This window comes from Streptococcus parasanguinis (assembly GCF_016648925.1).
Classification (GTDB): Bacteria; Bacillota; Bacilli; order Lactobacillales; family Streptococcaceae; genus Streptococcus.
Window position 1 is genome coordinate 29,212 of record NZ_JACLQX010000004.1, and the last position, 23,076, is coordinate 52,287.

21 protein-coding genes and 1 other annotated feature are annotated in these 23,076 nt (G+C 41.5%); of the genes, 2 read left to right on the forward strand and 19 right to left on the reverse strand.

Annotated elements, in window-relative coordinates; all coding sequences use genetic code 11:
• Window positions 1–346: 346 nt before the first annotated feature.
• The 9 genes from H7T97_RS02235 to H7T97_RS02275 all read right to left on the reverse strand — a co-directional run bounded on the left by H7T97_RS02235 (window position 347) and on the right by H7T97_RS02275 (window position 7,341).
• Window positions 347–1,492, reverse strand: a complete 1,146-nt coding sequence (locus H7T97_RS02235) for an FtsX-like permease family protein (protein ID WP_195487641.1) — start codon at window positions 1,490–1,492, stop codon at window positions 347–349.
• Window positions 1,493–1,495: 3 nt separating this feature from the next.
• Window positions 1,496–2,176, reverse strand: coding sequence for an ABC transporter ATP-binding protein (locus H7T97_RS02240; protein ID WP_049522584.1), 681 nt, complete (start codon window positions 2,174–2,176; stop codon window positions 1,496–1,498).
• Window positions 2,173–2,748 (reverse strand): TetR/AcrR family transcriptional regulator, encoded by a 576-nt coding sequence (locus H7T97_RS02245; RefSeq protein ID WP_195487642.1) that lies wholly within the window; start codon window positions 2,746–2,748, stop codon window positions 2,173–2,175. Before H7T97_RS02245 ends, H7T97_RS02240 begins: the two co-directional genes overlap by 4 nt.
• A gap of 148 nt (window positions 2,749–2,896) precedes the next feature.
• Entirely contained in the window at window positions 2,897–3,820 is a 924-nt protein-coding gene (locus H7T97_RS02250; RefSeq protein WP_195487643.1) for an aldo/keto reductase, read from the reverse strand.
• A 97-nt stretch (window positions 3,821–3,917) separates the two neighbouring features.
• The gene (locus H7T97_RS02255) at window positions 3,918–5,132 is read right to left on the reverse strand and encodes an ABC transporter permease (RefSeq protein ID WP_195487644.1); all 1,215 of its coding nucleotides are present in this window, start codon (window positions 5,130–5,132) and stop codon (window positions 3,918–3,920) included.
• Window positions 5,129–6,022 carry an ABC transporter ATP-binding protein gene (locus H7T97_RS02260; protein ID WP_049482268.1) on the reverse strand — a complete coding sequence of 298 codons (894 nt, stop codon included), beginning with the start codon at window positions 6,020–6,022 and terminating at the stop codon, window positions 5,129–5,131. The genes H7T97_RS02255 and H7T97_RS02260 overlap by 4 nt, the downstream gene beginning before the upstream one ends.
• A gap of 11 nt (window positions 6,023–6,033) precedes the next feature.
• Window positions 6,034–6,813, reverse strand: coding sequence for a DUF3169 family protein (locus H7T97_RS02265; RefSeq protein WP_173018849.1), 780 nt, complete (start codon window positions 6,811–6,813; stop codon window positions 6,034–6,036).
• Window positions 6,810–7,019 (reverse strand): helix-turn-helix transcriptional regulator, encoded by a 210-nt coding sequence (locus H7T97_RS02270; protein ID WP_201089217.1) that lies wholly within the window; start codon window positions 7,017–7,019, stop codon window positions 6,810–6,812. The genes H7T97_RS02265 and H7T97_RS02270 overlap by 4 nt, the downstream gene beginning before the upstream one ends.
• A 13-nt stretch (window positions 7,020–7,032) precedes the next feature.
• A complete protein-coding gene (locus H7T97_RS02275; protein WP_049482296.1) occupies window positions 7,033–7,341 on the reverse strand; it encodes a hypothetical protein in 309 nt (102 codons plus the stop codon).
• 236 nt (window positions 7,342–7,577) lie between these two features.
• Between H7T97_RS02275 and H7T97_RS02280 the strand changes: the two genes are divergently transcribed.
• Entirely contained in the window at window positions 7,578–8,048 is a 471-nt protein-coding gene (locus H7T97_RS02280; protein ID WP_049482275.1) for a GNAT family N-acetyltransferase, read from the forward strand.
• Window positions 8,049–8,451: 403 nt separating this feature from the next.
• Here H7T97_RS02280 and H7T97_RS02285 read toward each other — a convergent pair whose 3' ends face one another.
• The 7 genes from H7T97_RS02285 to trpX form a co-directional block, all read right to left on the reverse strand.
• A complete protein-coding gene (locus H7T97_RS02285; RefSeq protein WP_195487645.1) occupies window positions 8,452–9,945 on the reverse strand; it encodes a hypothetical protein in 1,494 nt (497 codons plus the stop codon).
• On the reverse strand, window positions 9,932–11,161 hold the full coding sequence (locus H7T97_RS02290) for a hypothetical protein (RefSeq protein WP_229289732.1): 1,230 nt from the start codon (window positions 11,159–11,161) through the stop codon (window positions 9,932–9,934). The genes H7T97_RS02285 and H7T97_RS02290 overlap by 14 nt, the downstream gene beginning before the upstream one ends.
• A 184-nt stretch (window positions 11,162–11,345) precedes the next feature.
• Window positions 11,346–13,751, reverse strand: coding sequence for a phenylalanine--tRNA ligase subunit beta (gene pheT, locus H7T97_RS02295; protein ID WP_201089286.1), 2,406 nt, complete (start codon window positions 13,749–13,751; stop codon window positions 11,346–11,348).
• A 73-nt stretch (window positions 13,752–13,824) separates the two neighbouring features.
• Window positions 13,825–14,349 carry a GNAT family N-acetyltransferase gene (locus tag H7T97_RS02300; RefSeq protein WP_201089219.1) on the reverse strand — a complete coding sequence of 175 codons (525 nt, stop codon included), beginning with the start codon at window positions 14,347–14,349 and terminating at the stop codon, window positions 13,825–13,827.
• Window positions 14,350–14,351: 2 nt separating this feature from the next.
• A complete protein-coding gene (gene pheS, locus H7T97_RS02305) occupies window positions 14,352–15,398 on the reverse strand; it encodes a phenylalanine--tRNA ligase subunit alpha (RefSeq protein ID WP_129299125.1) in 1,047 nt (348 codons plus the stop codon).
• Between the two features lie 313 nt (window positions 15,399–15,711).
• Window positions 15,712–16,131: a chromosome partitioning protein ParB gene (locus H7T97_RS02310; RefSeq protein WP_201089221.1), complete on the reverse strand. Its 420-nt coding sequence runs from the start codon at window positions 16,129–16,131 to the stop codon at window positions 15,712–15,714.
• A 122-nt stretch (window positions 16,132–16,253) separates the two neighbouring features.
• On the reverse strand, window positions 16,254–17,255 hold the full coding sequence (trpX, locus tag H7T97_RS02315; RefSeq protein WP_031574527.1) for a tryptophan ABC transporter substrate-binding protein: 1,002 nt from the start codon (window positions 17,253–17,255) through the stop codon (window positions 16,254–16,256).
• Between the two features lie 131 nt (window positions 17,256–17,386).
• Window positions 17,387–17,619, reverse strand: a binding site (T-box leader).
• A 150-nt stretch (window positions 17,620–17,769) separates the two neighbouring features.
• On the opposite strand from trpX, the gene H7T97_RS02320 reads away from it, so the two are divergent.
• Entirely contained in the window at window positions 17,770–19,431 is a 1,662-nt protein-coding gene (locus tag H7T97_RS02320; RefSeq protein ID WP_045759654.1) for an Rqc2 family fibronectin-binding protein, read from the forward strand.
• A 296-nt stretch (window positions 19,432–19,727) separates the two neighbouring features.
• On the opposite strand, the gene budA is transcribed toward H7T97_RS02320, so the two are convergent.
• The 3 genes from budA to H7T97_RS02335 all read right to left on the reverse strand — a co-directional run bounded on the left by budA (window position 19,728) and on the right by H7T97_RS02335 (window position 22,911).
• A complete protein-coding gene (gene budA, locus H7T97_RS02325; RefSeq protein WP_195189484.1) occupies window positions 19,728–20,444 on the reverse strand; it encodes an acetolactate decarboxylase in 717 nt (238 codons plus the stop codon).
• Between the two features lie 72 nt (window positions 20,445–20,516).
• Complete coding sequence (locus H7T97_RS02330) at window positions 20,517–21,746, reverse strand: tetratricopeptide repeat protein (protein WP_201089223.1); 1,230 nt, start codon at window positions 21,744–21,746, stop codon at window positions 20,517–20,519.
• On the reverse strand, window positions 21,736–22,911 hold the full coding sequence (locus H7T97_RS02335) for an AI-2E family transporter (protein WP_195529117.1): 1,176 nt from the start codon (window positions 22,909–22,911) through the stop codon (window positions 21,736–21,738). Before H7T97_RS02335 ends, H7T97_RS02330 begins: the two co-directional genes overlap by 11 nt.
• Between the last annotated feature and the right edge of the window lie 165 nt (window positions 22,912–23,076).

Consider the following 23,076-nt stretch of genomic DNA (forward strand, 5'->3'; position numbering starts at 1 on the left):
AAGCAAAGCTTCTTTCCATCGAAAATAGGTCAAAACACACAAAATTCCCTGAGGGAAAGACCCTAGGGATTACGCATTTTTTATAGTCTTCATTGTAACCTAAATTGCAAAAAAATGCAAGATTTTTAGACAGCATCCGTTTTTCTGTTTATCCAGTACAAAAGAGGCTGGGACAAAAGTCCTAGCCTCTCAATTGTTTTTGGATTGTCGAGCAAGACGCAGTGGCTGAGTGGGCTATACTACGCTGATTTTATCAGCTTTTACAGCCCTACTCAACTGTGCGGAGGTGGGACGACGTAATCGAATTCTAACGAATTACCAATTTCTGTCCCACTCTCTTTTCTATTTATTCTGCTAAGAGCACTTCTTTGATGGTTTGCTTTTGGAGTTTTCTGTTGGATAGATAAAAGAGGCTTTCATAAACCACCGCAAAACCAAGCAAGGTCCAAAAGCACACATTCCCATCAAAGTGATGCTCAATCTTTTCAGGAACCGTATCTTTGATCACACCGATCAAGATTTCCATGATACCGTATTGGTAAACCGTCCCAAGAACAAATCCTAGATAAGCCCAGAAACGATAGGGAGCGAGAATATGACTTTGGCATTCACGATCGGTGTAGCCAAAAGCCTTCATAAGAGCCAAGGTTTCACGACTTTCTGAGACGACAATCCCCAATGACAAAAAGAGAATCGAGAAAGAAAGGATCAAACCAATCATAATCATCATGGTTTGGATGATGTCATCTGTGTAATCCTTGAGGCCAAAGGACAATTGGACCATGGCCGCAAAACACATGGAGCCAAAGACTACAAAAAACAAGATCGATTTTCTCCCCCATACCAGTGACGAGGATAGCTCTTTTAGGAAGTCTTTCTCTTTCTTAGGAACCCTCTTTCTCCTTTTGACCTTGATTGGACTTGGGGACTTTTTCAATAAGCGAAGTGCTGGCGTTTGTAGTTGTCTTCTAGCATAACCAATCGCAAGAACCATAAAGAAGCTCGTTGGCAGGATCACCAAAGCAAGCAAGAGCTGCCAATGAAAATGAATGGTGATTTCTGGCAGGATCCCCTTCTCATTACGAAAGTTGTAAAAATGTCCCATCATGAGAAATGAAGCGAGATAGCCAAGAAGCGCTCCAGCTCCAAAACTGAGTCCAAATGCCCAAAACCGTTTCGCCAACTGGCCATTGCTATAGCCCAAAGCCTTTAAAATCCCTAATTGTTCCTTGTGATCATCGACAAATTGTTTGATATAAAAACACATGAGAAGGACCGACGTCAAGGACAAGACGACTCCACTGACCATGGCCACCATCCAGGAAAGCGAAACCTGGGCATCATAGTAGGTCTGAATGATGGGATTGGTTTTCGAAATCTCCAACTGCTCGATATCCAGGTAAAAATTCAAGAAGAGATTGGCCACAAAGACCGCACAAGCCCCAATGATACTGACGACAACTAATTTTCGAATATCTTTTACTGAAAACATGGCTTACCATCCAATCTCATAAGCAGTCTGAGGTTGATCATTGGTCACAACTTGGGTAATCTTGCCACTATTGACACGAATGATGGTTTTAGCCATATCCGCAATATTTTGGTTGTGCGTCACCATGATGAGGGTAAAGCCAAGCTTCTCCTTTAATTTCCAGATATAGTCGAGAATCTTGCGCCCTGTTTCTTCATCCAGGGCTCCCGTCGGCTCATCTAAGAAAAGAATCTCTGGCTTTTTGGCCAAGGCCCGAGCAATGGACACTCTCTGCTGTTCCCCACCCGACAATTCACTCGGATACTTGTCCAGCTTATCGCCAAGTCCCAAATCCTCGATGATCTGCAAAAAATCATGATTGTTTGCTAGGTCTGCCCCCATCTTTACATTTTGTCTAACCGTTAGATTCGGCAATAGATAATACTGCTGGAAAATAAAGGCAATCTTCTCCCGTCTAAAGGCCGTCAATTGAGCATCCGTGAGTTGAGACAAATCTTGTCCTTGAATGAGGATATGCCCCTCATCTACCTTTTCTAAGCCTGATAACACATTTAAGAGAGTTGATTTCCCCGATCCAGAAGGACCGAGGATAACCACATCATCCTGGTCTTGAATCTGCAAATCAATCCCCTTTAAAACCTTGGTTTGGCCGTAACTTTTGTGCACATTTTCTAGTTGAATCATTTCTTTCCTACCATTTCTTTGATGAGAGATTGACAAACCTCTGTCAGTAATCCAATCACTTCTTCCATGCCGAACTGATAAATACCAGAAGCAACCATAGAGGCTATCCCGTGTGAGTAGATAAATAGATGCTGGTACAAGCGACTAGCTTCCTCTACAGTCAAAGGATAGTCTGCAACAATCGAATCCAGAACCAATTGGTAACTATGATCCTTCATGGGAAGAAAATCTTGAAAGCGACGAATCGGATCTTTGCTAGGATTTTGGAAAAGCAATTGAAAAAGTTGGGGCTCTTTTGAGGCGAAAAGGATATAAGCAACCCCGACAGATCGGAAAGGCTTTTCATCTTCTAAGGCCTTGCGAATATACTCCACCACGACCATTTCCGCAGCACCAATAACCTCTGCTTGTAACTCAGCCATATTAGCAAATTGCCCAAAAATGACTCTCGGTGTGGCTCCCAGTTGTTCCGCTAATGCTCGAGCCGTTAAACTAGCCATTCCCTCTTCTCTCACCAATTGTAAAGCTGTCCCAATGATAGCCTCTTTACTGAATTTAACCTTTGGTGGCATAAGACTCCTTTCGCGCAACATTCGTTGCGCAACACTTGTTGCATAAAGGATATCATAAAAAAGAAAGACTTGTCAAGAAAAATCTGAAAATCACAAAACAAAAAACCAGACCACCGATAAGAGTGGAATCTGGTTTACTAACAAGATTCTAAGGCAAATCATTTCCCGTCGCCAAGTAGATTTGGTACCATTCCTTGCGCGTCAAAGTGACTGTTGCTGCTTTCCCTGCTTCAAGGACATGCTTGGGCTTGGTCGTTCCGATGACGGCCTGCACCTTACCTGGATAGCGAAGGACCCAAGCGAGGGCAATAGCTGTCGGTGTGACCTGGTATTTTTTCGCCAAGTCAGTAAGGACGTGATTGAGAGCCGCAAACTCTTCTTTACCGACAAAATTCCCCTTGAAATAGCCATGCTGGAGAACAGACCAGGCCTGAATCACCGTATCAGTTAAGCGACAATACTCAAAGACACTGCCATCTCGCACGGCTGCTTTAGGCCCTTCCATGTTGACATGAAAACCAGCTTCAAAGCTCGGCGTAAAGGCTGCACTCAACTGCAACTGGTTGACCTTGAGAGGTTGTTTGACAGCCGTCTTAAGCAATTCCATCATCATAGGATTTTGATTAGACACCCCAAAATGACGGACCTTGCCCGCTTGCTCCAACTGATCAAAAGCTGCCGCCACCTCTTCAGGCTCCATGAGAGCATCCGGTCGATGAAGGAGAAGACTATCTAAGCGCTCAATCTGCAAACGCTCGAGAATGCCATTGACGGAGTCCAAAATATAGTCCTTGGAAAAATCAAAATAGGTAAAGCCGTCTTTGCGAATCCCACACTTGGACTGGATCCACATCTGGTCCCGAAGATCCGGACGACGCTTGAGAACCTTACCCAGCAGGACCTCACACTGGCCATCGCCATAGATATCCGCCAGATCAAAAGTGTTGATCCCAATCGACAAAGCTGCCTCCACCAAGGCCTCCACCTCATCTTCACTCATCTGACTGATCCGCATCATCCCAAGGACAATCGTGGACAGACGCTCATTTTCAGCAAACTCAATATAGTTCATGTCCGCCTCCTTTTCTGTAGTTCTATTGTAGTGAAAAGGATTTCAAAAGTCAATTTGAAATCAAAAAGCCCTCAGCTGTAACTGAGAGCTTATTTGATTAGCGATAGCTGAGAGCACGTTTGATGGTCTTCCACGGTCCGAGGTCATCGGTCTGGAGGATTAAGCTCGCATAGATACGGGCAATAAGCACTGTTCCCACGATGGTAAAGAGGACCGCAATTCCCAAAGAAGCCCAAGATTCAAGACCAGTCGCATAGCCATTGATGGTACGGAAAGGCATAAAGAAGGTTGAGATGAAAGGAATGTACGAACCGATCTTCAATAAGAAGACATCACCGGCACTTCCCAAGGTGGTTACCCCAAGGAAGCTAAAGATAACTAACATCATTAGTGGCGAAATCGCTTTTCCTGAATCTTCAGGTCGTGCAACTGTTGAGCCTAAGAAGGCAGAGAGCACCACATACATAAAGATCCCAAGGATAATGAAGAAGACGGTATTAAGCGAGATCGCTTCTGCTAGGTGTTGGGTAATTGGAGAGTTTGGAGCAAGAATATCCTTGACAACTGGGATATCTGCTCTAAAGATCCAAACAGCTACTAGCCCAACTACATAGACAAAAATATGGGTAAAAATCACTCCGAAGAGTCCGAGCATGCGTGCGAAGAAATAGTCGGTTGCTTTAATACTAGAGAAGACCACTTCCATGATCTTAGTTCCCTTTTCACTAGCCACTTCTTGGGCTGTGATACTCGAGTAGAAGATCAAAATCATATAAAGCAACATTCCTAGACCACCTGCAACCATGGTTTGCACCATTTTCAAGCCTTCTTTTTTCTCATCAATTTTTTCTTTGAGAGAAACCTGTTGAGACAAGGCTGTCAGCTGCTCTTTGCTTAGATTGGCACGCGCTAGATTGATCCCTTGTTGGACCTGGCTTAATTTCGCAGTGACAAGCGATTTTAAATCTGTTTTCATGGCTTGGTCACCCACATAAGTCGCTTCTAGCTGGCCATCTTTTTCATCAACCATTAGGTAAGCAGCTGCTTTCTCATCCTTGATGGCTTTTTTAGCTGCAGCTTCATCTTTATAGTCTAAGGTCAAGTCATCGGTTCCTTTGAGGCTTTCTTTGACAGCTGGCACTTCGGTCACCAAGGCCACCTGATTCTTCGCATCTGTAGAAGAATCCGTTAGATAACCGATTCCAACGCCCAACCCTAAAAAGAGGAAGGGACCGAAGACCATGAAGAGAAAACTCCATGATTTCACTTGTCTGATATAGGTTTCTTTCATTACGACAAACATCTGTTTCATACTTCTACTCCTGATTCAAGTTTAAAGATCTCATCAATAGTTGGGGCTTGGTGGTCAAAGGTCGCAAGGTAGTGGCCCTTGGTTAAGCGATCAAATAATTCTGGACCCGCTGACGCATCATCCAAGATCAGCTTCCAAGTCCCTTGCTTGGTCATGCTGACCTTGGTCACGTGTGGCAGAGCTTCTAACTCTTCTTTGCTAAAGTCGTTAGAGACAAAGAGGCGAGTCTTGCCATAGCTATTCCGGACCTCTTGGACAGGCCCTGAAAGGACCACCGAACCATCACGGATCATTAGGATATCATCACACAACTCTTCGACGTTGGTCATGACGTGGTCAGAAAAGATAATGGTGGCCCCACGCTCTTTTTCTTCAAAGATGACCTGCTTGAGCACTTCTGTGTTGACCGGATCCAAGCCACTAAAGGGTTCATCTAAAATGATCAATTTAGGCTCATGGATCAAGGTGATGATCAGTTGCACCTTCTGTTGGTTCCCTTTTGAGAGACTCTTGATTTTATCGGTTAATTTCCCTTTTACTTGAAGTTTTTCCATCCAGGTCGGTAATTTTTCCTTGACCTCGGCAGTGCTCATTCCTTTTAAGGCAGCCAAATAGCGGACCTGCTCAAAAATCGTGAGTTTTGGCATGAGACTACGCTCTTCCGGCAAATAACCAATTTCTTTGTAAGTTTCTTGCGTAATCGCTTTGCCATCTAGGCGGATCTCACCGCTGTAGTCCAAAAAGCGCAGGATGCTGTGGAAAATGGTGGTTTTTCCGGCTCCATTTTTCCCAACCAAACCAAGAATATGACCTTGTTGAGCTGTTAGATCCACTCCAAAGAGGACCTGCTTATTGCCAAAGCTTTTTTCTAAATTTCTAATTTCTAACATGAATGACTCCTTTACTCTTTATAATAACGTTTGGTAATCTTGTACTGAGAGACCAAGATATAAACATAAATCAGTGATACAACTACTAATGCTAACAAGATATCTGCCTGGAATGTAATGCCAACTAAGAATATCGCCATTAAAGAAATCGGTAAGACATAATTGCTTAACTTAAAGACAATATCGAAGTTTTCCTCATAGCAAATTTGTTTTTCTGCTTCATCCATCATGCTCATCATTAATTCACGGACTTCTGCCCCACTAGCATTGCGTGGGATCGCTTTTCCATAAATCTGTTTAAACATCTTTCGAAACTGATGTTCCAGTCCAAAAGTGAGAAGGAGCAAGCCAAGGAAAACAAGCGGGATGGTGTATTTTCCAAGGGTACCTGTTAGTTTTTCTTCATAGACTAGTTTTTGGCAAGAGAAGTAAATCACTAATAGATAGGGAACAATCATGACGCCTTTAAATATCGCGGCCAAGTCATAAAGCCTTCTCGTTTGGCCTTCATAATGATAGGCCTCATCCTCATCTTCTGTCTCCTCCATCATCTGATAAGACTGGCGAGACGACAATAGATAAGTAGACGCAATTCCGAAGCTCACCAGATATAAAATGATTGACCCTATATAGAGCATATCTCGATCAAATAGCTTTTGGATTTCAATAGGATGATCTGAACCAAAATAACCTGTCAAAAAGCCAATGATTAATCCTAAAAGGAGCATACCTATGTTTCTCCAAAAACGGTAACGCGCTGACCTTTCTTTATATTTCTTTTTCATACTCATTCCTCTTCCTCTACTAGACTAAAAACATTTTCCACCAGTTCCTTGAAAATCTGGGCGATGGTGATCGCAATGATAACCGAAGGGGTGTATTCCCCTCGCTCCAAGAGACTGATGGACTGACGCGAGACCCCTGCTAGCTTTGCTAGCTCGGATTGGTTGAGCCCATCACGCGCCCTCAGCTCTTTCAGTCGATTTTTTAAGATCATGGCTTTCGCCCCCTTATAGTTGAATACCTTGAATATCTTCGATGCGAACTAATTTGGTTTCCTTCTCTTTTTTCTTATTCTCACGGCTCAATTTCACCCAATCTTCATCGATATCCATAATCTCATATTCGGTTCCAAAACCATTCACTGTAACAGTAGCCGTTTGGCCTTTCAATTCTTCTAAAAGTCTAGACATGTCTTGATTTCCTTTCACTTGTTTTTCTAATCTTTTGATGCGTTTGTTCAACCTTTTTATCTTCTTTTCTGAGCTTGTATAAAATATAACTAGAAAAGGGATAAAGAGAATCCAAATGGCGTCCATAAGAAACCCTCCCCTTCTTTCAACTAAAATCATTGTAACACTTCTTTTTCTTTTTGACAAGTATATTTGTCAAAAAAATAAAAATATTTGTCAAAAATAGCAGGATGGTTGACATAGATATTTTGAGGTAAGAAATAAAATGCCCGCATTTGCGCACCTTTTAGCGATCCTTTTTCCATTGACAAGCTCTGTAAAAAATTTTTATAATATAGAAAATACGACTAAGGAGAACCTACATGACGATTCGTTTAGCGCAACCAAAAGATATTCCTGCTTTGATTGGTCTCTTAGAACAGATTCTTTCCGTTCACCACCAAGCTCGTCCCGATATTTTCAAGGAAAGTGGCGGAAAATATAGTGAAGAAGAATTGGAAAAGTTAATGACGCAAGAGCAGACACCGATTTTCGTCTATGAAAATGAAGATGGCCAAATCCTAGGGCATCTCTTTGTCACTATTAAAGAAGTATCTGACAATCCTGTTCTTCATCCGATAAAAACCATCTTCATCGAGGACTTGTGTGTCGATCAAGCAACGCGTGGACAAAAAATTGGCGATCAACTTTATCAGTTTGCCCTTCGTTATGCCAAGGAAATCGGATGCTACAACATGACACTTAATGTCTGGAATGACAATGAAAGAGCCCTTCGCTTCTATCAAAGACAGGGAATGAAGCCTCAAGAAACAGTCATGGAAACCATCTTATAAAACTGATCAAAAAACCGTTGATGCATCTCATCAACGGTTTTTCCTATACACATTTGTTACCGCACTTCTGCGTTTACTTTTTCTTCTAGTGAAGCTTGGATTTTTTCCATGTAGCGTGCGACTTCTTCGTCTGATTAAAACCTCTTTTGTGTAGATCAAGTAGCTCGAGGCAAAAGATTGGCAATCAATTGTATTCATTCCCTGTCAACTATGCCAAGAAAATCGGTGGCTACAACCTAATACTCCATTTCTGGAATGACTATAAAGGAGAGCCCTACACTACTATCAAAGGCAGGGCATGAAACCTCAAAAAACTTGATGGAAGTTATCATTGACTAACCTTTCAAACATAAACAAACAATTTCTTTGTTAATCTTACTATTTTATGATTAGATTAAACAATCTAACTCAAAAAAAAATCATCAATTTCACTTATATTATGTAAAAGATTACTATCATCAACATCCAATTCTCTCGCTAATTGAACTGAATATTCAAGTCTTAAGGAAATATTTATTTGAACATCGAAAGCATAGTTCTGTAACTCACCTAGTTTTTTATACTTTTCAACTATCTCATTAAAAATTTCTTGATATTTTAAATCTAGTTTATTTAGATAATGTTGCATTTTTGAGTTATACTCTTCAATCATCTTACGTTCACGATTACTCAAAAATTGTTTACCTATATCTAATATAATACTTGTTGCAATAGATCCAATTACAGGTCCTACCACAGGAATCGGAATAATCGCTTGCCCTAAACATGCTCCTAAAGCAGCTCCTGTTGCATCAATCGCATTAAATAATGCTAAATTAATAAAGTCATCATCATTCAATTTTCCTATCCTATAATCAAGTATAAGTCGAATAATTCCAAATGTTCCAGCCGAAATAGCGCCTGCACTAGAAGCCGACATTCCACAAACATTTGTTAACCCATAGATAGAATAAGATGAGATACCACCTTTCATAATACCATCTCCTGCACTCATTCCGCAGTCTATCCAATCTTCATCAGTGAATGTCAAAATATCTTTGCCTTCTTGATACTTCTGTATCAATTTAGAACTTAGACTAAATCCTCCCTGTACTATTGAAGAAATTGTAGCGGCACGATTTGCCTCTTTTAAACTAGGCAACGATTTTATATAGGCGGTTTTTTTCTCTAAATTAGTATTGTTATTAATTAATTCTCTTCTTTCAGCAGATTTATTTGAAATATCTTTTCTAATAGCAGATAGTGTTTTTCGAATACTTTTAGTCTGCACTTCCTTATAATTCAATTTTGATGCATTTAACCATTTAGTATGAGATGTCACATGTCTAGCTTTATTTTCTTCACTTATTAAGAGTTTAATTCTATCAATAGTGTTTTTTGTCAGTCGGTTACCATTGAAAGTAATATATTCATCACCATTCATAATTTTATTTATCAATTTAACATGATCTTTCGGAATCATCATTTTCATATTTCGATAATTTGCAGCCTGTTTCAATTCTTTACAAACATTATCGTAAAATTTCATCTGTACTTGATTTTTTCCGAAATTTAAATCTGCTGGACCATTATCATTTAAAACTTTTGCTAATTTCCTCATTCCTTCAAAAGCTCTATAAGCATTTGTGACCCCTTCTTCCGCAAACTCAGCAATGAATCCATGTAATCCTCGACTACCTCCCCTATTATTAAGGATTAACTTATTTATCTCTTCTTCAGCTTTGTCTAGACTAATTTTAGCTTTTAAATTATGTTTTGCTAATTCTAATAACTCATCTTTATTGGCTTGTATTATTTTTTCTAAAGAGGTCGATAATTCTTCCAATCTTAAATGATTTAAAAAATCAATATAATATGCAATCCCTTCATTCAGGATATATTCATTATTTATTTTCATCTATAACGATTTCCTTATTAACTAACTGCGCAAGCGAAAGTGTTGAATTTACTAGAATTCCTGCCAAATACTTTTCATTATCAGTAAATAAACTATAATCATTTCCAGTAAAATTTTTATTTAATTCACTTAACTCTAAAATCTGTTTTTTCGTGAATTCTATCATTTTCTTTATTTCTTCATTAGATTTTTGAGTGCTTTTAATTAAAAATTCAACCTTCTTCCTCTGTTCAGTTGCCTCTTTAATCGCTTCATCATTTTTAAAATTTGCATACACACCTGCTCCAATTGACGCAGTTAACATTAGTCCAGCAATTGTCCATCCAACTGGTCCTGCTAGAGCAAGCAAACCATTACCTGCTGACATTCCACCTCCACCAGCTGCTAATGCTCCTCCTCCTAGCCATGCTAAAGCTGCATTGCTTGCTGCCGCTCCTGATAAACTAGAAATTGCTGTACCAGTTGAAGCTACTCCAAAAGTAGTTGCAATACCCATAGCTGCAGTAGGTCCTAATGTTGCAACAGCCACTCCCAATGCACTTAGAGATGCAGTTGCAGCACTACTACCGCCTGCAGCTTTAGCATCAAACTCCGCTTTCTTTATCTGGTCCTTCTTATCTTGAAAGTTATGGATTTCATGTTTTATCATTTGCAAATTTGTTTTAAATTCTTTCGGAGAGTTAGCTAATTCACTAATTCTCTTCTCAAGAATTCCTACGACTTCCACAGCTTCTTCTCTAACATTATACAATTCATTCGATGAATGTATTAGCTCTTTTGATTTTAATTCATATTTTGAAACAGATTGATTAAACTCATCTACTGCTTTCCTTCGTAATTTATCATTAAATAAATCAACAGAGTTAACTTGCTCTTTTATATTATTGGCAGATTTTCCGACTTGATTCACTACATTTCCTGCAATCTTTCCTGTTTCAGTAACGACATCACCTGTGACTTTCACCACGTTATCAGTCACCTCGCCTACAAATTTTCCTGTATTTTGTACTACATCACTAGATGTTTTTATAACATTATTAGAAACTTCTCCAACAAATTTTCCTGTATTTCTAGCAACATCACCCGTTACTCCTGCAATATTATTCGTAACATCTCCTGCAATTTTCCCTGCATCATTTAATACTTTTCCTGTTTCTTTGACAATGCCATTAGCTAAATCAGATGTCATTTTCCCAATTTGATTAAATAAATCCATAATAAACTCCATTCATAGTAGTGACCAATTATGAAACACTAATTATTAATAACCTAATTATCTAATAAAATAATTATTTAGTCAATATATTAAAGAATAATAAACTCAGAATAGACAATCATTATAATTATTTGATTTCAAAAAAACAGCTGAGAAATTCTCAACTGTTTCATGTTTTTACGATTTACCGCACTTCTGCATTGACTTTTTCTTCAAGTGAAGCTTGGATTTTTTCCATGTAGCGTGCGACTTCTTCATCCGTCAAGCTATCTTCTGGATTTTGGAAGGTCAAACTGTAGGCCATAGACTTCATGCCAAGTCCTAGTTTTTCACCGGAGAAGACGTCAAAGAGTTTGATAGCTGTTAAGCGTTTCACGCCAGCAGCTTGAATGGCATCGACTACCTCTTGGTGAGTCACTTCTGCTTTGAGGAGAAGGGCGATATCACGGCTCACAGCTGGGAATTTGGTGATTTCCACAAAGGCTGCGGCTGGTTGAAGAGCTGCTTCAATAGCAGATAAGTTCAATTCTGCCACATAGGTTTCTGGGATATCATAAGACTTAGCTGTTACAGGATGCACTTGCCCCAAGACCCCAATCACCTGGTCACCAAGTGAGAGCAAGGCTGTACGTCCTGGGTGGAGACTCTTGATTTCTTGTGTTGCTGTATAAGTCACTTCAAGACCCAAGCGAGCAAAGAGGGCTTCCAAGATTCCCTTAGCATAGAAGAAGTCAACTGGAACAGCTGGAGTTTGGAAGTCTTTTTCAGCAACTAAACCTGTCAAAGCAAAAGCAAAGCTGTTGATTTCATTTGGCAAGTCTTCTTTTGGATTGCCTGTCTGTTCAAAGACTTTTCCGATCTCATAGAGGGCCAAATCTTTGTTCTTACGCGCTACGTTGTAGGCAACTGTATCTAAAATACCTGAAACCATATTTTGACGGAGGACTGAACGATCCACAGTCATTGGCCACATGAGCTCTGTTAAATTGCTTGGCGCAGTCGCAAATTCAACGGCTTTTTCAGGAGTTGTTAAAGCATAAGTGATGATTTCTGTCAAACCAGCCCCTTCAGCAATAGTCCGAACCTGACGACGTAATTTTTGTGTCGCTGTCAATTCACCGGCTGTCCCGTCATCTTTTGGAAGGGTTGCTGGTAATTTGTCATAACCATAAATCCGAGCAATTTCTTCAAAGAGGTCCGCTTCGATAGTGATGTCCCAACGGCGACGAGGAACGCTCACTGTGAAGCTTTCTGCATTTCCAGAAAGGCCAAAACCAAGACGACGGAAGACATCTTCGACATCCGCGTAGGAAAGCTCTGTTCCAAGGACACGGTTCACGTCTGCAAGAGTAGAAGAAACTTCTACATCAGAAGTGTCCAACTGTCCTGCTGAAACAATGCCCTTACGCACGGTTGCACCAGTCAATTCAGCAATCATGCTTGCTGCCGCATCAAGGGCTTCATTAACAGTTGCCACGTTGATGCCTTTTTCAAAACGAGAAGATGATTCAGAACGAAGGTTGAGGCGACCGCTGGTCTTACGGATCGATTTGCCATTGAAGACAGCTGCTTCAAGGACGACACGAGTAGACTTTTCAGAGATTTCTGTAGCCTCTCCCCCCATGACACCTGCAAGGGCTACTGCTTTGTCAGCAACCGTAATCACGAGGTCACTTGTTTCCAACTCACGCTCTTCCCCATCCAAGGTCACTAATTTCTCACCAGCACGCGCTTCACGTACACGGATATCAGTTCCTTCAAAGGTATCCAAGTCAAAGGCATGCATAGGCTGACCAAAGTAAAGCAGGATATAGTTGGTCACGTCAACCACATTATTGATGGGACGGATACCTTCATTCATGAGGAGGTTTTGCAACCATTGTGGACTTGGTGCAATGGTCACATTGTCCAAGATACGAGCTGCATAATAAGGAGCCTTGTCTGTATCAATGCTGACAGAAAGAGCATCTGCTGCAGCTTGGTCCGTTTCGGTCAAGGTAAAGTCTCTGAAGTTGACTGCCTTGTCATAGATGGCTGCTACTTCATGTGCTACCCCACGCATCGAAAGGGCATCTGCACGGTTTGGAGTGATGGAAAGTTCGATGATTTCATCATCCAAGTCTAGGTAAGAGAAGACTTCTTCTCCTGGAACAGCATCCTCTGGCAAGATTTGGATCCCATCTGCAAATTCTTTCGGTACAACAGAATCAGAAATGCCCAACTCACCAAGTGAACAGATCATCCCAAGGGATTCCAAACCACGGATTTTCCCTTTTTTAATCTTGTAGTTGTCCGCGATGCGAGCACCTGGAAGAGCCACCATAACCTTGATGCCAGCGCGCACATTTGGTGCTCCACAGACGATTTGACGTGCTTCTTCTTCCCCCACATTGACTTGGCAGACATGCAAGTGTGTTTCGGGTACATCTTCACAAGACAAGACTTCACCGACGACAATTTTTGAGAGACCAGCAGCAGGTGATTCCACACCTTCTACCTCGATCCCTGTGGTTGACATTTTTTCAGCCAACTCTTCTGATGGCACATCCACGTCCACCAATTGTTTTAACCATTTATATGATACTAACATAATTCCGATCATAAGATCCCACTAGGTGAGATCTTCTCAATTCCTTTCTCTCAATTTGAACCCACAATTAAGCTTACGGATTCTCCTTCAAATGCTTGCGCAACAACCAGTCTGTATCCACGGTATCTCCGGTGATATACTGGTGTTCACTAAATCGTTCAAATCCAAAGCGGTAGTAAAAATCTTGCGCCTTAAAGTTGCGTTCCCATACACCTAGCCAAGCCCACTCAAAGCCACGACTCTTGGCTTGATCCAGTGCAAAGGTGAACATTTCCTTGCCGAAACCAGCCCCTTGACATTCCTTCTTGACATAGATCCGTTGGATCTCAAAGGACTTATCCATCTCTACTGGCTCGGTCTGCGCCTGATCCCAGTTGATCTTGAGAAAACCACAGATTTCTTGTTCTTCATTGAGGACAAAATAGGTTTCAGATTCTGGATCTAGCAGATCCTTCTCGATTTGCTCCAAAGAGAGCACAGTAGAGAAGTAATCTTCCAAATCTTCCTCAACAATATAGGGACCAAAGGTATCCCGATAGGTTTCCACTTCTAGGTCACGTAAGGTCTCTAATTGATCGATTTTTACTCTAACTAACATGATTATTTAAACTGTTCTGAGAAGCGAACATCTCCTTGATAGAAGCCACGGATATCATTGATTCCGTAACGAAGCATGGCCACACGCTCTTGACCAAGTCCAAAGGCAAATCCTGAATAGACTGTTGGGTCAATACCACTCATCTCAAGGACGCGTGGGTGAACCATACCGGCTCCCATGATTTCAATCCAACCAGTTTTCTTACATACGTTACATCCCGCTCCACCACATTTGAAGCAAGAAACGTCCACCTCAACCGATGGCTCAGTGAATGGGAAGTAAGAAGGACGCAAACGGATTTGGCGTTCTGCACCAAACATCTTTTGCACGATCAACTGAAGCGTTCCTTGAAGGTCGGCCATAGAAATGTTCTTCCCAACGACCAAGCCTTCGATTTGATGGAATTGGTGGCTGTGGGTAGCATCATCCGTATCCCGACGGAAAACACGCCCTGGAGAGATCATTTTCAAAGGTCCCTTGCTAAAGTCATGCGCATCCATCGCCCGCGCCTGTACAGGTGAAGTATGGGTCCGAAGCAAGATTTCTTCTGTGATATAGAAGGTATCCTGCATATCCCGCGCTGGGTGATCTTTAGGCAGATTCATCCGTTCAAAGTTATAATAGTCTTGCTCGACTTCAAAGCCGTCTACGACTTGATACCCCATCCCGATAAAGATATCTTCGATTTCTTCACTGGTTTGGGTCAAGATATGACGGTAACCACTAGCGACTGGACGACCTGGAAGGGTCACATCGATGCTTTCGCTCGCTAGTTTAGCTTGGACTTTCTTTTCTTCCAAGAGTTTGGCGGTTTCTTCAAAGGCAGCCGTCAAGACATCACGGGCTTCATTGACGTGTTTCCCGATAACCGGACGCATTTCAGCAGAGACATCTTTCATCCCTTTAAGAATTTCCGTCAGAGATCCTTTTTTCCCAAGAACAGAGACCCGTAGTTCTTGCATCTCTTTTTCATTTTCAGCAGAGATCTGCTTCAAGGCTGCCAGCGTTTCTTCTCGAAGCGCTTTTAGTTGTTCTTCAATCGTTGACATATTTCCTCCATCATGGTCCATCTACAGACATAGAAAAAAACCGCGTGCCTTCTCCTAATCGGAGCGTTGACACGCGGTACCATCCGTTTTTTATCTGTATACCAGACCTTAATTTCTAAATCCTTGCGCAAGTGAATTCACCCAGCTTTCATGCAAAGAGCTTTCAGTCACGGCTCTTCTCCCTGTCGCACTTCCCTTGAGGTACTAGTCTTGCAGATTTCTATTCAATTACTATCTAGTTTATCAGATTTTTAGTTAAAAAACAAGTTAGATGAGACTAATTTCAATAGAAGAAGGAACAGGACGTAATGCATTATCTATTTGCCTGGTCGGTTTCATCTGCTTTCCTTCTCAATAGAAGAGTTGCTGCTTGGTTAAAACCATCACACCAGTTATACCATTTTGCTTCATACTCATCTTGAGGTAAGATACGATTTTTTAAATCCAAGACAGAGTCTATCTTTCTTTCCTCGCAAGCTTGCGCATAGAGAGCATACAAGTCATCGCCACCATCTCTATCAAACTCAGCAGAAATCGTATCCCGACCTGCCAATAAAGCCTGATAAGCCCTGTGATGCCCGTCTGTAATCAAGAAGCGATTTCCAAATGTAAGAATACTAATTGGATCCATATTGATGATTTCTGCCGACTGATCAAGCATCTGGATAGCTTGTAACTTCTTTTCTGATAAGTATAGTTGGGTCGGATGAAGGTCTGTTATCTTAACTTCCATATCTTTCTCCTCTACCATGAGTAACATAGTTGGTTGTGAGCACTGTAGATATTGTTAAAGGTCACGATTTTAAGACCTGCCAAAGCCAAATTCCCCTGCCATTCTTGTGATTCGTTTTCTTTTTATTTAATGACTTGTCCAGCATCTTTCAAGACAGATTCTGGAATAGTAATGCCCAATTCATCTGCGACTTTTTTATTGATGACAGATTTTCCTTGGCTAAAGATTTCAACAGGTGTGTCTGCAGGTTTTTGACCTTTCAAGATCTTCGCAGCCATTTTACCAGTTGCTACCCCAAGATCATGTTGGTCGACAACGACTGAACCAAGGCCACCAGCTTCTACCATGGCTGTCGCACTTGGGAAGATTGGTTTTTTAGCATCTTTATTGGCTTCAACAACAGTTGAGAATGCTGATGCGATGGTATTGTCGATTGGAACCCAGATAGCATCCACTTTACCTGACATAACCGATACTGTTGAAGCAATTTCGTTTGTAGAAGGAACTGAATACGGAACCACCTTGTAGCCTGCTTTTTCAGCCAATTTTGTAAATTCTTCTACTTGAGATTTAGAATTGTCTTCACTGGTTGAGTAAAGAACCCCGATTGTTTTTACGTTTGGAGTCAACTCTTTGATCAATTTCAACTGTTGCTCAGTAGGATTGTGGTCAGATACCCCAGTGATATTGCCACCTGGTTTTTTCAAATCTTTGACCAAGTTTGCACCGACTGGATCGGTTACAGCACCCATGACAATTGGTTTGTCTTTGGTTGCACTAGCCAAACCTTGAGCAGATGGGGTTGCAATCCCAATCAAGACTTGATTATCTTTTTCTGCCAATTGCTTACTCATAGTTGCAACCTTGTTTTGGTCCCCTTCTGCATTGAGGAAATCAATGTCCACTTTGTCCTTGTCATAGCCTTCTTCAGCTAGACCATCTTGAATCCCCTTGTAGATCAAATCAAGCGAAGGGTGGCTGACCAACTGCAAGACCCCAACTTTTGCCTTTTCATTGCTAGTTGCTGCCTTGTTGTCCTTACCAGCTGTAGCTGAATAGATCGCTGTCCCAATGACTGCTGCTGCAATCAAACCAATAATTCCCATTAACCGTTTATTTTTCATTTTACTACCTCTTCTATTTTTTCATTTTCTTCTATTTTTCATCCTCTAAAGAATGCGACGCCATCGTTTCTTCATATCTTTTCTCCCTTCTCATCTAAAACAAAAAACACGCCCACACATAGCAAAAGCTATGTGAGGACGTGTCATCGCGGTGCCACCTCACTTATGGGAAAAGGATAGTCTCCCCCCATATCTCTGTCTTGTCTAGCAACAAGTTGCACGATAAGGTGTGCCAACCGAATTTTTATTGTTTCAAATTCATCTCATCATTAGTCCAATTTCATAAACTGCCGCTACCCACTCTCAGCAACCGTGGGCTCTCTTGAAACTTTCATTTACTACTTTTCTAATTTCTTACATTTTAAAGTTTTCTTTCAAAAAAGTCAATACTTTTTCAGTATTTTTTTGGAAACGTTCGCATTTTCTATATTACATCCCCTTGCTTCTTTCTGGGATTTCCGCTCTATTTTTGATATAATTTACTAGAATAACAGCTAGAATGATGAGGAATCCCATGTCTTTTGATGGATTTTTTTTACACCATATGGTGCAAGAATTGAAGGCCGAACTCTTAAGTGGTCGCATTCAAAAAATTAATCAACCTTTCGAGCAAGAATTGGTACTCCAAATCCGAGGCAATCGGAAAAACCAAAAACTCTTACTCTCTGCCCATTCTGTTTTCGGACGGATCCAACGGACCCAAACCAACTTTGAAAATCCTGCCTTTCCTAATACCTTTATTATGGTCATGCGTAAATATCTTCAAGGCGCTGTCATCGAAGGGATTGAGCAATTGGAGAACGACCGGATTCTCGAAATCCGTGTCTCCAATAAAAACGAAATTGGAGATGCCATTTCTGTCAGCTTAATGATCGAAATCATGGGCAAGCACAGTAATATTATTCTCCTAGACCGGACCAGCAATAAAATCATCGAGGCCATCAAACATGTCGGCTTCTCACAAAATAGCTACCGGACCATTCTTCCTGGATCAATCTATGTAGCCCCTCCGAAAACAGACGCGGTTAATCCTTTTACAATTGGAGATGAAGCCCTTTTTGCCCTTCTTCACAAAGAAGAGTTAAGCCCAAAGAACCTTCAAAAATGTTTCCAAGGTTTGGGGCGAGATACGTCTCAAGAATTGGCCAAGCGACTTGAGACGGATGAAAAATTAAAAACCTTCCGTGCCTTTTTCCAAGCTCCAACTGAGCCACGCCTAACGACCAAATCCTTCTCGGCTATTCCCTTTGAAGATGCCACTAGTCAAACCTTTGAGACACTTTCCGATCTGCTAGATGACTATTACCGAGACAAGGCTGAGCGCGATCGGGTGCAACAACAGGCTAGTGAATTGATCCGCAAGGTCGAAAACGATCTTGAAAAGAACCGAAAAAAATTAGCCAAACAAGAAGCGGAGTTAGCGGCGACCGACAATGCGGAAGAATTCCGCCAAAAAGGAGAATTACTGACCACCTTCCTCCATCAGGTACCAAACGACCAAGACCAGGTTGTCCTGGACAATTACTATACCAACGAACCCATCACCATCCAACTCAATAAGGCTCTGACCCCCAACCAAAATGCGCAACGCTACTTCAAACGCTACCAGAAGTTAAAAGAAGCCGTTAAACATTTGACCATCCTCATTCAAGAAACCAAGGAAACCATTTCTTATCTTGAAACGGTTGAAACGGCCCTTTCTCAAGCGAGCCTGGCTGAGGTGGCAGAGATTCGTGAAGAGTTAATCCAGACCGGCTTTATCAAACGGCGCAACCGAGAAAAAATCCATAAACGGAAAAAACCAGAAAAATACCTGGCTAGTGATGGCAAAACCATCATTTTAGTGGGTCGCAATAATCTGCAAAACGATGAACTGACCTTTAAGATCGCTAAAAAAGACGAGCTCTGGTTCCATGCAAAAGATATCCCGGGAAGTCATGTCGTCATTACAGGAAATCTAAATCCATCGGATGAAGTGAAGACCGATGCTGCAGAGTTGGCCGCCTACTATTCCAAGGCCCGTCTCTCAAACCTGGTCCAAGTAGATATGATCGAAGCTAAGAAACTCAATAAACCAACTGGTGGAAAGCCCGGCTTTGTCACCTACACAGGCCAAAAGACTCTGCGGGTCACCCCAGAAGAAGAAAAAATCAAAGCCATGAAACTAACGGACTGATTTCAAATATAAAAGGTTGAGCGACGCTCAACCTTTTAGAATGTAGACAAATTGTTCTACGTATGCTGAAAAAAATGAGGTCTACTTTTAGGATCATTCAACATATATTGAAACTTTCCGCCGTGAGAAAAGTGCTAGAAACAATCTTGTTTCTAGCACTCGGGAGTTTTGGAACCTTAGGTCCAAAACTAAGTCATGGAACTTCTTTGAAGTTCGCTGACGTCCGTTCTCACCTAAGGAAAGTTTCTTAAATAACATTATCTTCAATACGAAAGGTTGAGCGATGCTCAACCTTTTTATTCTGCTTTATTGATGTCTTCTTTGACCTCATCAACATTGAATTTAGCAAAGAGGTACTGACGGTCTTGAACTGGGAAACGTTGATCCAGCTGATCGATGGCCCCCACCTCTACAATTCCTTCTGTGATGACAAAATCCATGACATGGCCACCAAAGGTGTGGTCATCTGAGATAAAGTGCAAATGATAACCAGCCACGCTCACGCCATGGAAAATTTCTGGTGTCCAAAAACCGACGATGGTTCCAGTGACATTTTCTCGTGTATACTCTGGCTGATGGGTTGCAACCTCTGCAAACTTCATCTCTGGTGTTGATTTTGGAATCATACGGACATGCATCTTGGCAAAGTCACCATGAATCTTAATGGAGCGGAAAAGATTTTCCCCATCATAATAAGACTCAATACGAGCTTCCAATTCCTCGTCTGTCATTTCAAAACGTTGGCGGAAAATCACTTCTGCTTGGTGAGGAACGACTGCTGCATAAGGAACCTTGGCATCCGGAGAAACTTCAACAATTTCAGGATGGTCGCCAGATCCCTTGGCCTGATATGCCTTACCATCTAATACGATCAACTCTCCATCAATAGAATCCAGCGTCCCAATTCCGAGGTTCCCATGTTCTAAGAGTTCTCCTATCGTAAATGACCCCCCGTACAGACCCGCCATTAGGGCACCTAAGGTATTATATTGAAAAAGTTTCACTGGTTCCATGTTTTTCTCTCCTCATTCTATCTTCTACCAGTATACCACAAACTATTCCGAATCTTCACGATATGGTTTTGATTAGAGGCTATCATAGAGGGTTTGCATCTGCACATCGTCTGGTACGATCGCCAAATACTGATTAGCCACTTCACGCGCCTTCGTCACATCTCCAGCCTCACGCAACAAATAAACATAGGCTTCGAGGAATTCTGGGTTGTCCTTTAAATCCTCATAGAGCTCTTGGTAGGCTGAGACGGCCTCTTCTGTTTTCTCCAAGGCAGCCAAAGCACGGGCAATGTTCCAACGGGTGACAACCGTTTCGACTTCTTCATTTTGCCAATCCAAGACTTGGTCAAAGCGTTCCTGTTCCAAATAAAGGGTGGTCAGGCGAAGAGCAATCTCTTCTATATCATCTGCCACTTCTTTAGCCTCTAATAGATAAGCTTCTGCTTGCTCAGGTTGGTGGAGTTCATAAGAAAGCTGAGAAGCAAGGAGCTTCAATTGGGCATCAAATGGATTCTTCTGGATCCCTTGTTTAGCAATCTCAAGCGCTTTTTCACGGTCATTTTCAGCCTGTAAAGCCAAGGCATAACCATACTCATAGCCCTCAAAATCAGGCGACAAGGTATCAATTTGTTTGTAGTAGATCAGGGCTTTTTGGAATTCTTCTTGGTCAGACAATAGGGTCGCTAATTCGTAAGCAATCTGGTCATCAAACTCAATCTCCAGAGCTTTCTCTAAGAAAGGAACAGCTGCTTCAAACTTACCAAGATTGGCATAGGCAAAACCAATCCGTTGATAGGTGGAAATTCCTGTTGCTTCCAAAATCTCCCGATTGTCTAACTGGGCATACTCTTGGATAGCCTCTTGATAGCGTTCCAATTCCAGATCAATTTCAGCTAGCCCTAATTGAATGATCGGATCATCAGACAAATGAGCAGCTTCAACTAATTTTTCACGCGCTACATCTGCTAGGCCTTCCATCTGATAGAGATCCGCCTTAACCAAGAGACTGGCCACATACCAGTTTGATTCAGGTCCAATTTCTTCTAAATAAGCAAAGGCCTCTTCCATTTGGCCTTCCTCTGCAAGGATGGTTGCTAAACTCAAATACACTTCTGGATAGGTTTCTGCAATCTGTTCGTAAACCTCTTTTGCCTGAGGGTAAAAACCGATACTTTCAAGATATTGACCTAAATCCAATAATTGTGCTTCACTATCTTCTAACAAGGCCTGTTGAAATTGAACTTCTGCCTCTTCTAGCTCTTGCCGATCGAGAGCTTCTACCATTTGTTGACTATGACTCACTGTGTGTTTCCTCTTCTACTTCATTGTGTTCTTCATACAAGCCACTGACGACCTTATACCATTCAAAGATAGCTCCGATAACCACCTTAGCAGATGCATAGACTGGAATTCCAAGGAAAACTCCCCAGATTCCAAACATAGATCCTGAGGTCAAGAGCACAAATAAAATGGTAATCGGATGGATATTTAACTGGCTTCCCAAAACCAAAGGAGATACGAAACGTCCTTCAATGGTTTGCTCCACGGCAAATACAATTAAGACCTTGATAAACATCTCTGGTCCTGCTACCAAGCCTAAGACTAAAGCAGGTAACATGGCTAAGAAACTACCCAAGTAAGGGATCAAATTCAAGATCCCTGCAGAGATCCCTAGTGTCACCGCATAGCGCAAGCCAATGATCTTAAAGAAGATGATGAACATAATAGCGACGACAATGGCTACCGTAATTTGCCCTCTAACGTAGTTGGAGAGTTGGGTGTTGACATCTGAGAGAACTTGTTCAGCCGATTTACGAATCTTAGTCGGTAAGAAGCGAACAATGTGACCCTTTAAATTTTTTCCATCTCGCAGAAGATAGAAAACAATAAAAGGCATGATGATCAAGGCAACGATGACTTGCGAAGCAACTCCGATCAAGTTGCTGACCCAATTGACAGCCCGCCCAGAGATCGAACTGGCCCAAGAAGTAATGTTTGCAGACAATTCCTTGGTGATCTCATCTAACTGAGGTTTGATATCTGAGGAGACGCGATTGTCTAGAAAATCGTCGATGGTTGCATTGGCCTTCTCCAAATAAGACGGCAGGTTATGAAAGAAACTCACCACTTGTCGTTGAACAGCTGGAATCACGACAGCTAGACCCCAGATTAAGAGCACTGCAATCAAGAAAAAGACGAAGGAAATCGCAAAAATCCGCTTGAGTCCTTTTCTTTCAAGAAAGTCGACAATAGGATTGAGCAGGTAATAGAGCAAACCAGAAATAATGACTGGCAACATGACTGCTCCTGCAAACTCAAAAATAGGAATAAAAATAAAAGTGATTTTACTCAAAACCAAAAGGTTCAAGCCCAAGAGCAAGGTAACTAAAAATACGGTAATGGCCTTGTTGTCTAAAAACCATCTAAAAAACCAGGACAAACTAAACTGTTTTTCTTTATTATCCACAGAGAACTCCTTTTCATTTCAATCTGTTTCTATTTTAGCATTTTTTGAGCTTGAAGTTACGAAAAAACTAGCAAAATAAGAAAGAAAGGCCCTCGCCTTTTCAACTAGCAATTGCCTTCCAATAGGACCTTTGATATAATAAACCTAACAAATCATACGAGGTGA

Bases quoted from the DNA above. Each gene is read 5' to 3' on its own strand.
- H7T97_RS02235 (WP_195487641.1), bottom strand. From the start codon at position 1,492: ATGTTTTCAGTAAAAGATATTCGAAAATTAGTTGTCGTCAGTATCATT.
- H7T97_RS02240 (WP_049522584.1), bottom strand. From the start codon at position 2,176: ATGATTCAACTAGAAAATGTGCACAAAAGTTACGGCCAAACCAAGGTT.
- H7T97_RS02245 (WP_195487642.1), bottom strand. From the start codon at position 2,748: ATGCCACCAAAGGTTAAATTCAGTAAAGAGGCTATCATTGGGACAGCT.
- H7T97_RS02250 (WP_195487643.1), bottom strand. From the start codon at position 3,820: ATGAACTATATTGAGTTTGCTGAAAATGAGCGTCTGTCCACGATTGTC.
- H7T97_RS02255 (WP_195487644.1), bottom strand. From the start codon at position 5,132: ATGAAACAGATGTTTGTCGTAATGAAAGAAACCTATATCAGACAAGTG.
- H7T97_RS02260 (WP_049482268.1), bottom strand. From the start codon at position 6,022: ATGTTAGAAATTAGAAATTTAGAAAAAAGCTTTGGCAATAAGCAGGTC.
- H7T97_RS02265 (WP_173018849.1), bottom strand. From the start codon at position 6,813: ATGAGTATGAAAAAGAAATATAAAGAAAGGTCAGCGCGTTACCGTTTT.
- H7T97_RS02270 (WP_201089217.1), bottom strand. From the start codon at position 7,019: ATGATCTTAAAAAATCGACTGAAAGAGCTGAGGGCGCGTGATGGGCTC.
- H7T97_RS02275 (WP_049482296.1), bottom strand. From the start codon at position 7,341: ATGGACGCCATTTGGATTCTCTTTATCCCTTTTCTAGTTATATTTTAT.
- H7T97_RS02280 (WP_049482275.1), top strand. From the start codon at position 7,578: ATGACGATTCGTTTAGCGCAACCAAAAGATATTCCTGCTTTGATTGGT.
- H7T97_RS02285 (WP_195487645.1), bottom strand. From the start codon at position 9,945: ATGAAAATAAATAATGAATATATCCTGAATGAAGGGATTGCATATTAT.
- H7T97_RS02290 (WP_229289732.1), bottom strand. From the start codon at position 11,161: ATGGATTTATTTAATCAAATTGGGAAAATGACATCTGATTTAGCTAAT.
- pheT (WP_201089286.1), bottom strand. From the start codon at position 13,751: ATGTTAGTATCATATAAATGGTTAAAACAATTGGTGGACGTGGATGTG.
- H7T97_RS02300 (WP_201089219.1), bottom strand. From the start codon at position 14,349: ATGTTAGTTAGAGTAAAAATCGATCAATTAGAGACCTTACGTGACCTA.
- pheS (WP_129299125.1), bottom strand. From the start codon at position 15,398: ATGTCAACGATTGAAGAACAACTAAAAGCGCTTCGAGAAGAAACGCTG.
- H7T97_RS02310 (WP_201089221.1), bottom strand. From the start codon at position 16,131: ATGGAAGTTAAGATAACAGACCTTCATCCGACCCAACTATACTTATCA.
- trpX (WP_031574527.1), bottom strand. From the start codon at position 17,255: ATGAAAAATAAACGGTTAATGGGAATTATTGGTTTGATTGCAGCAGCA.
- H7T97_RS02320 (WP_045759654.1), top strand. From the start codon at position 17,770: ATGTCTTTTGATGGATTTTTTTTACACCATATGGTGCAAGAATTGAAG.
- budA (WP_195189484.1), bottom strand. From the start codon at position 20,444: ATGGAACCAGTGAAACTTTTTCAATATAATACCTTAGGTGCCCTAATG.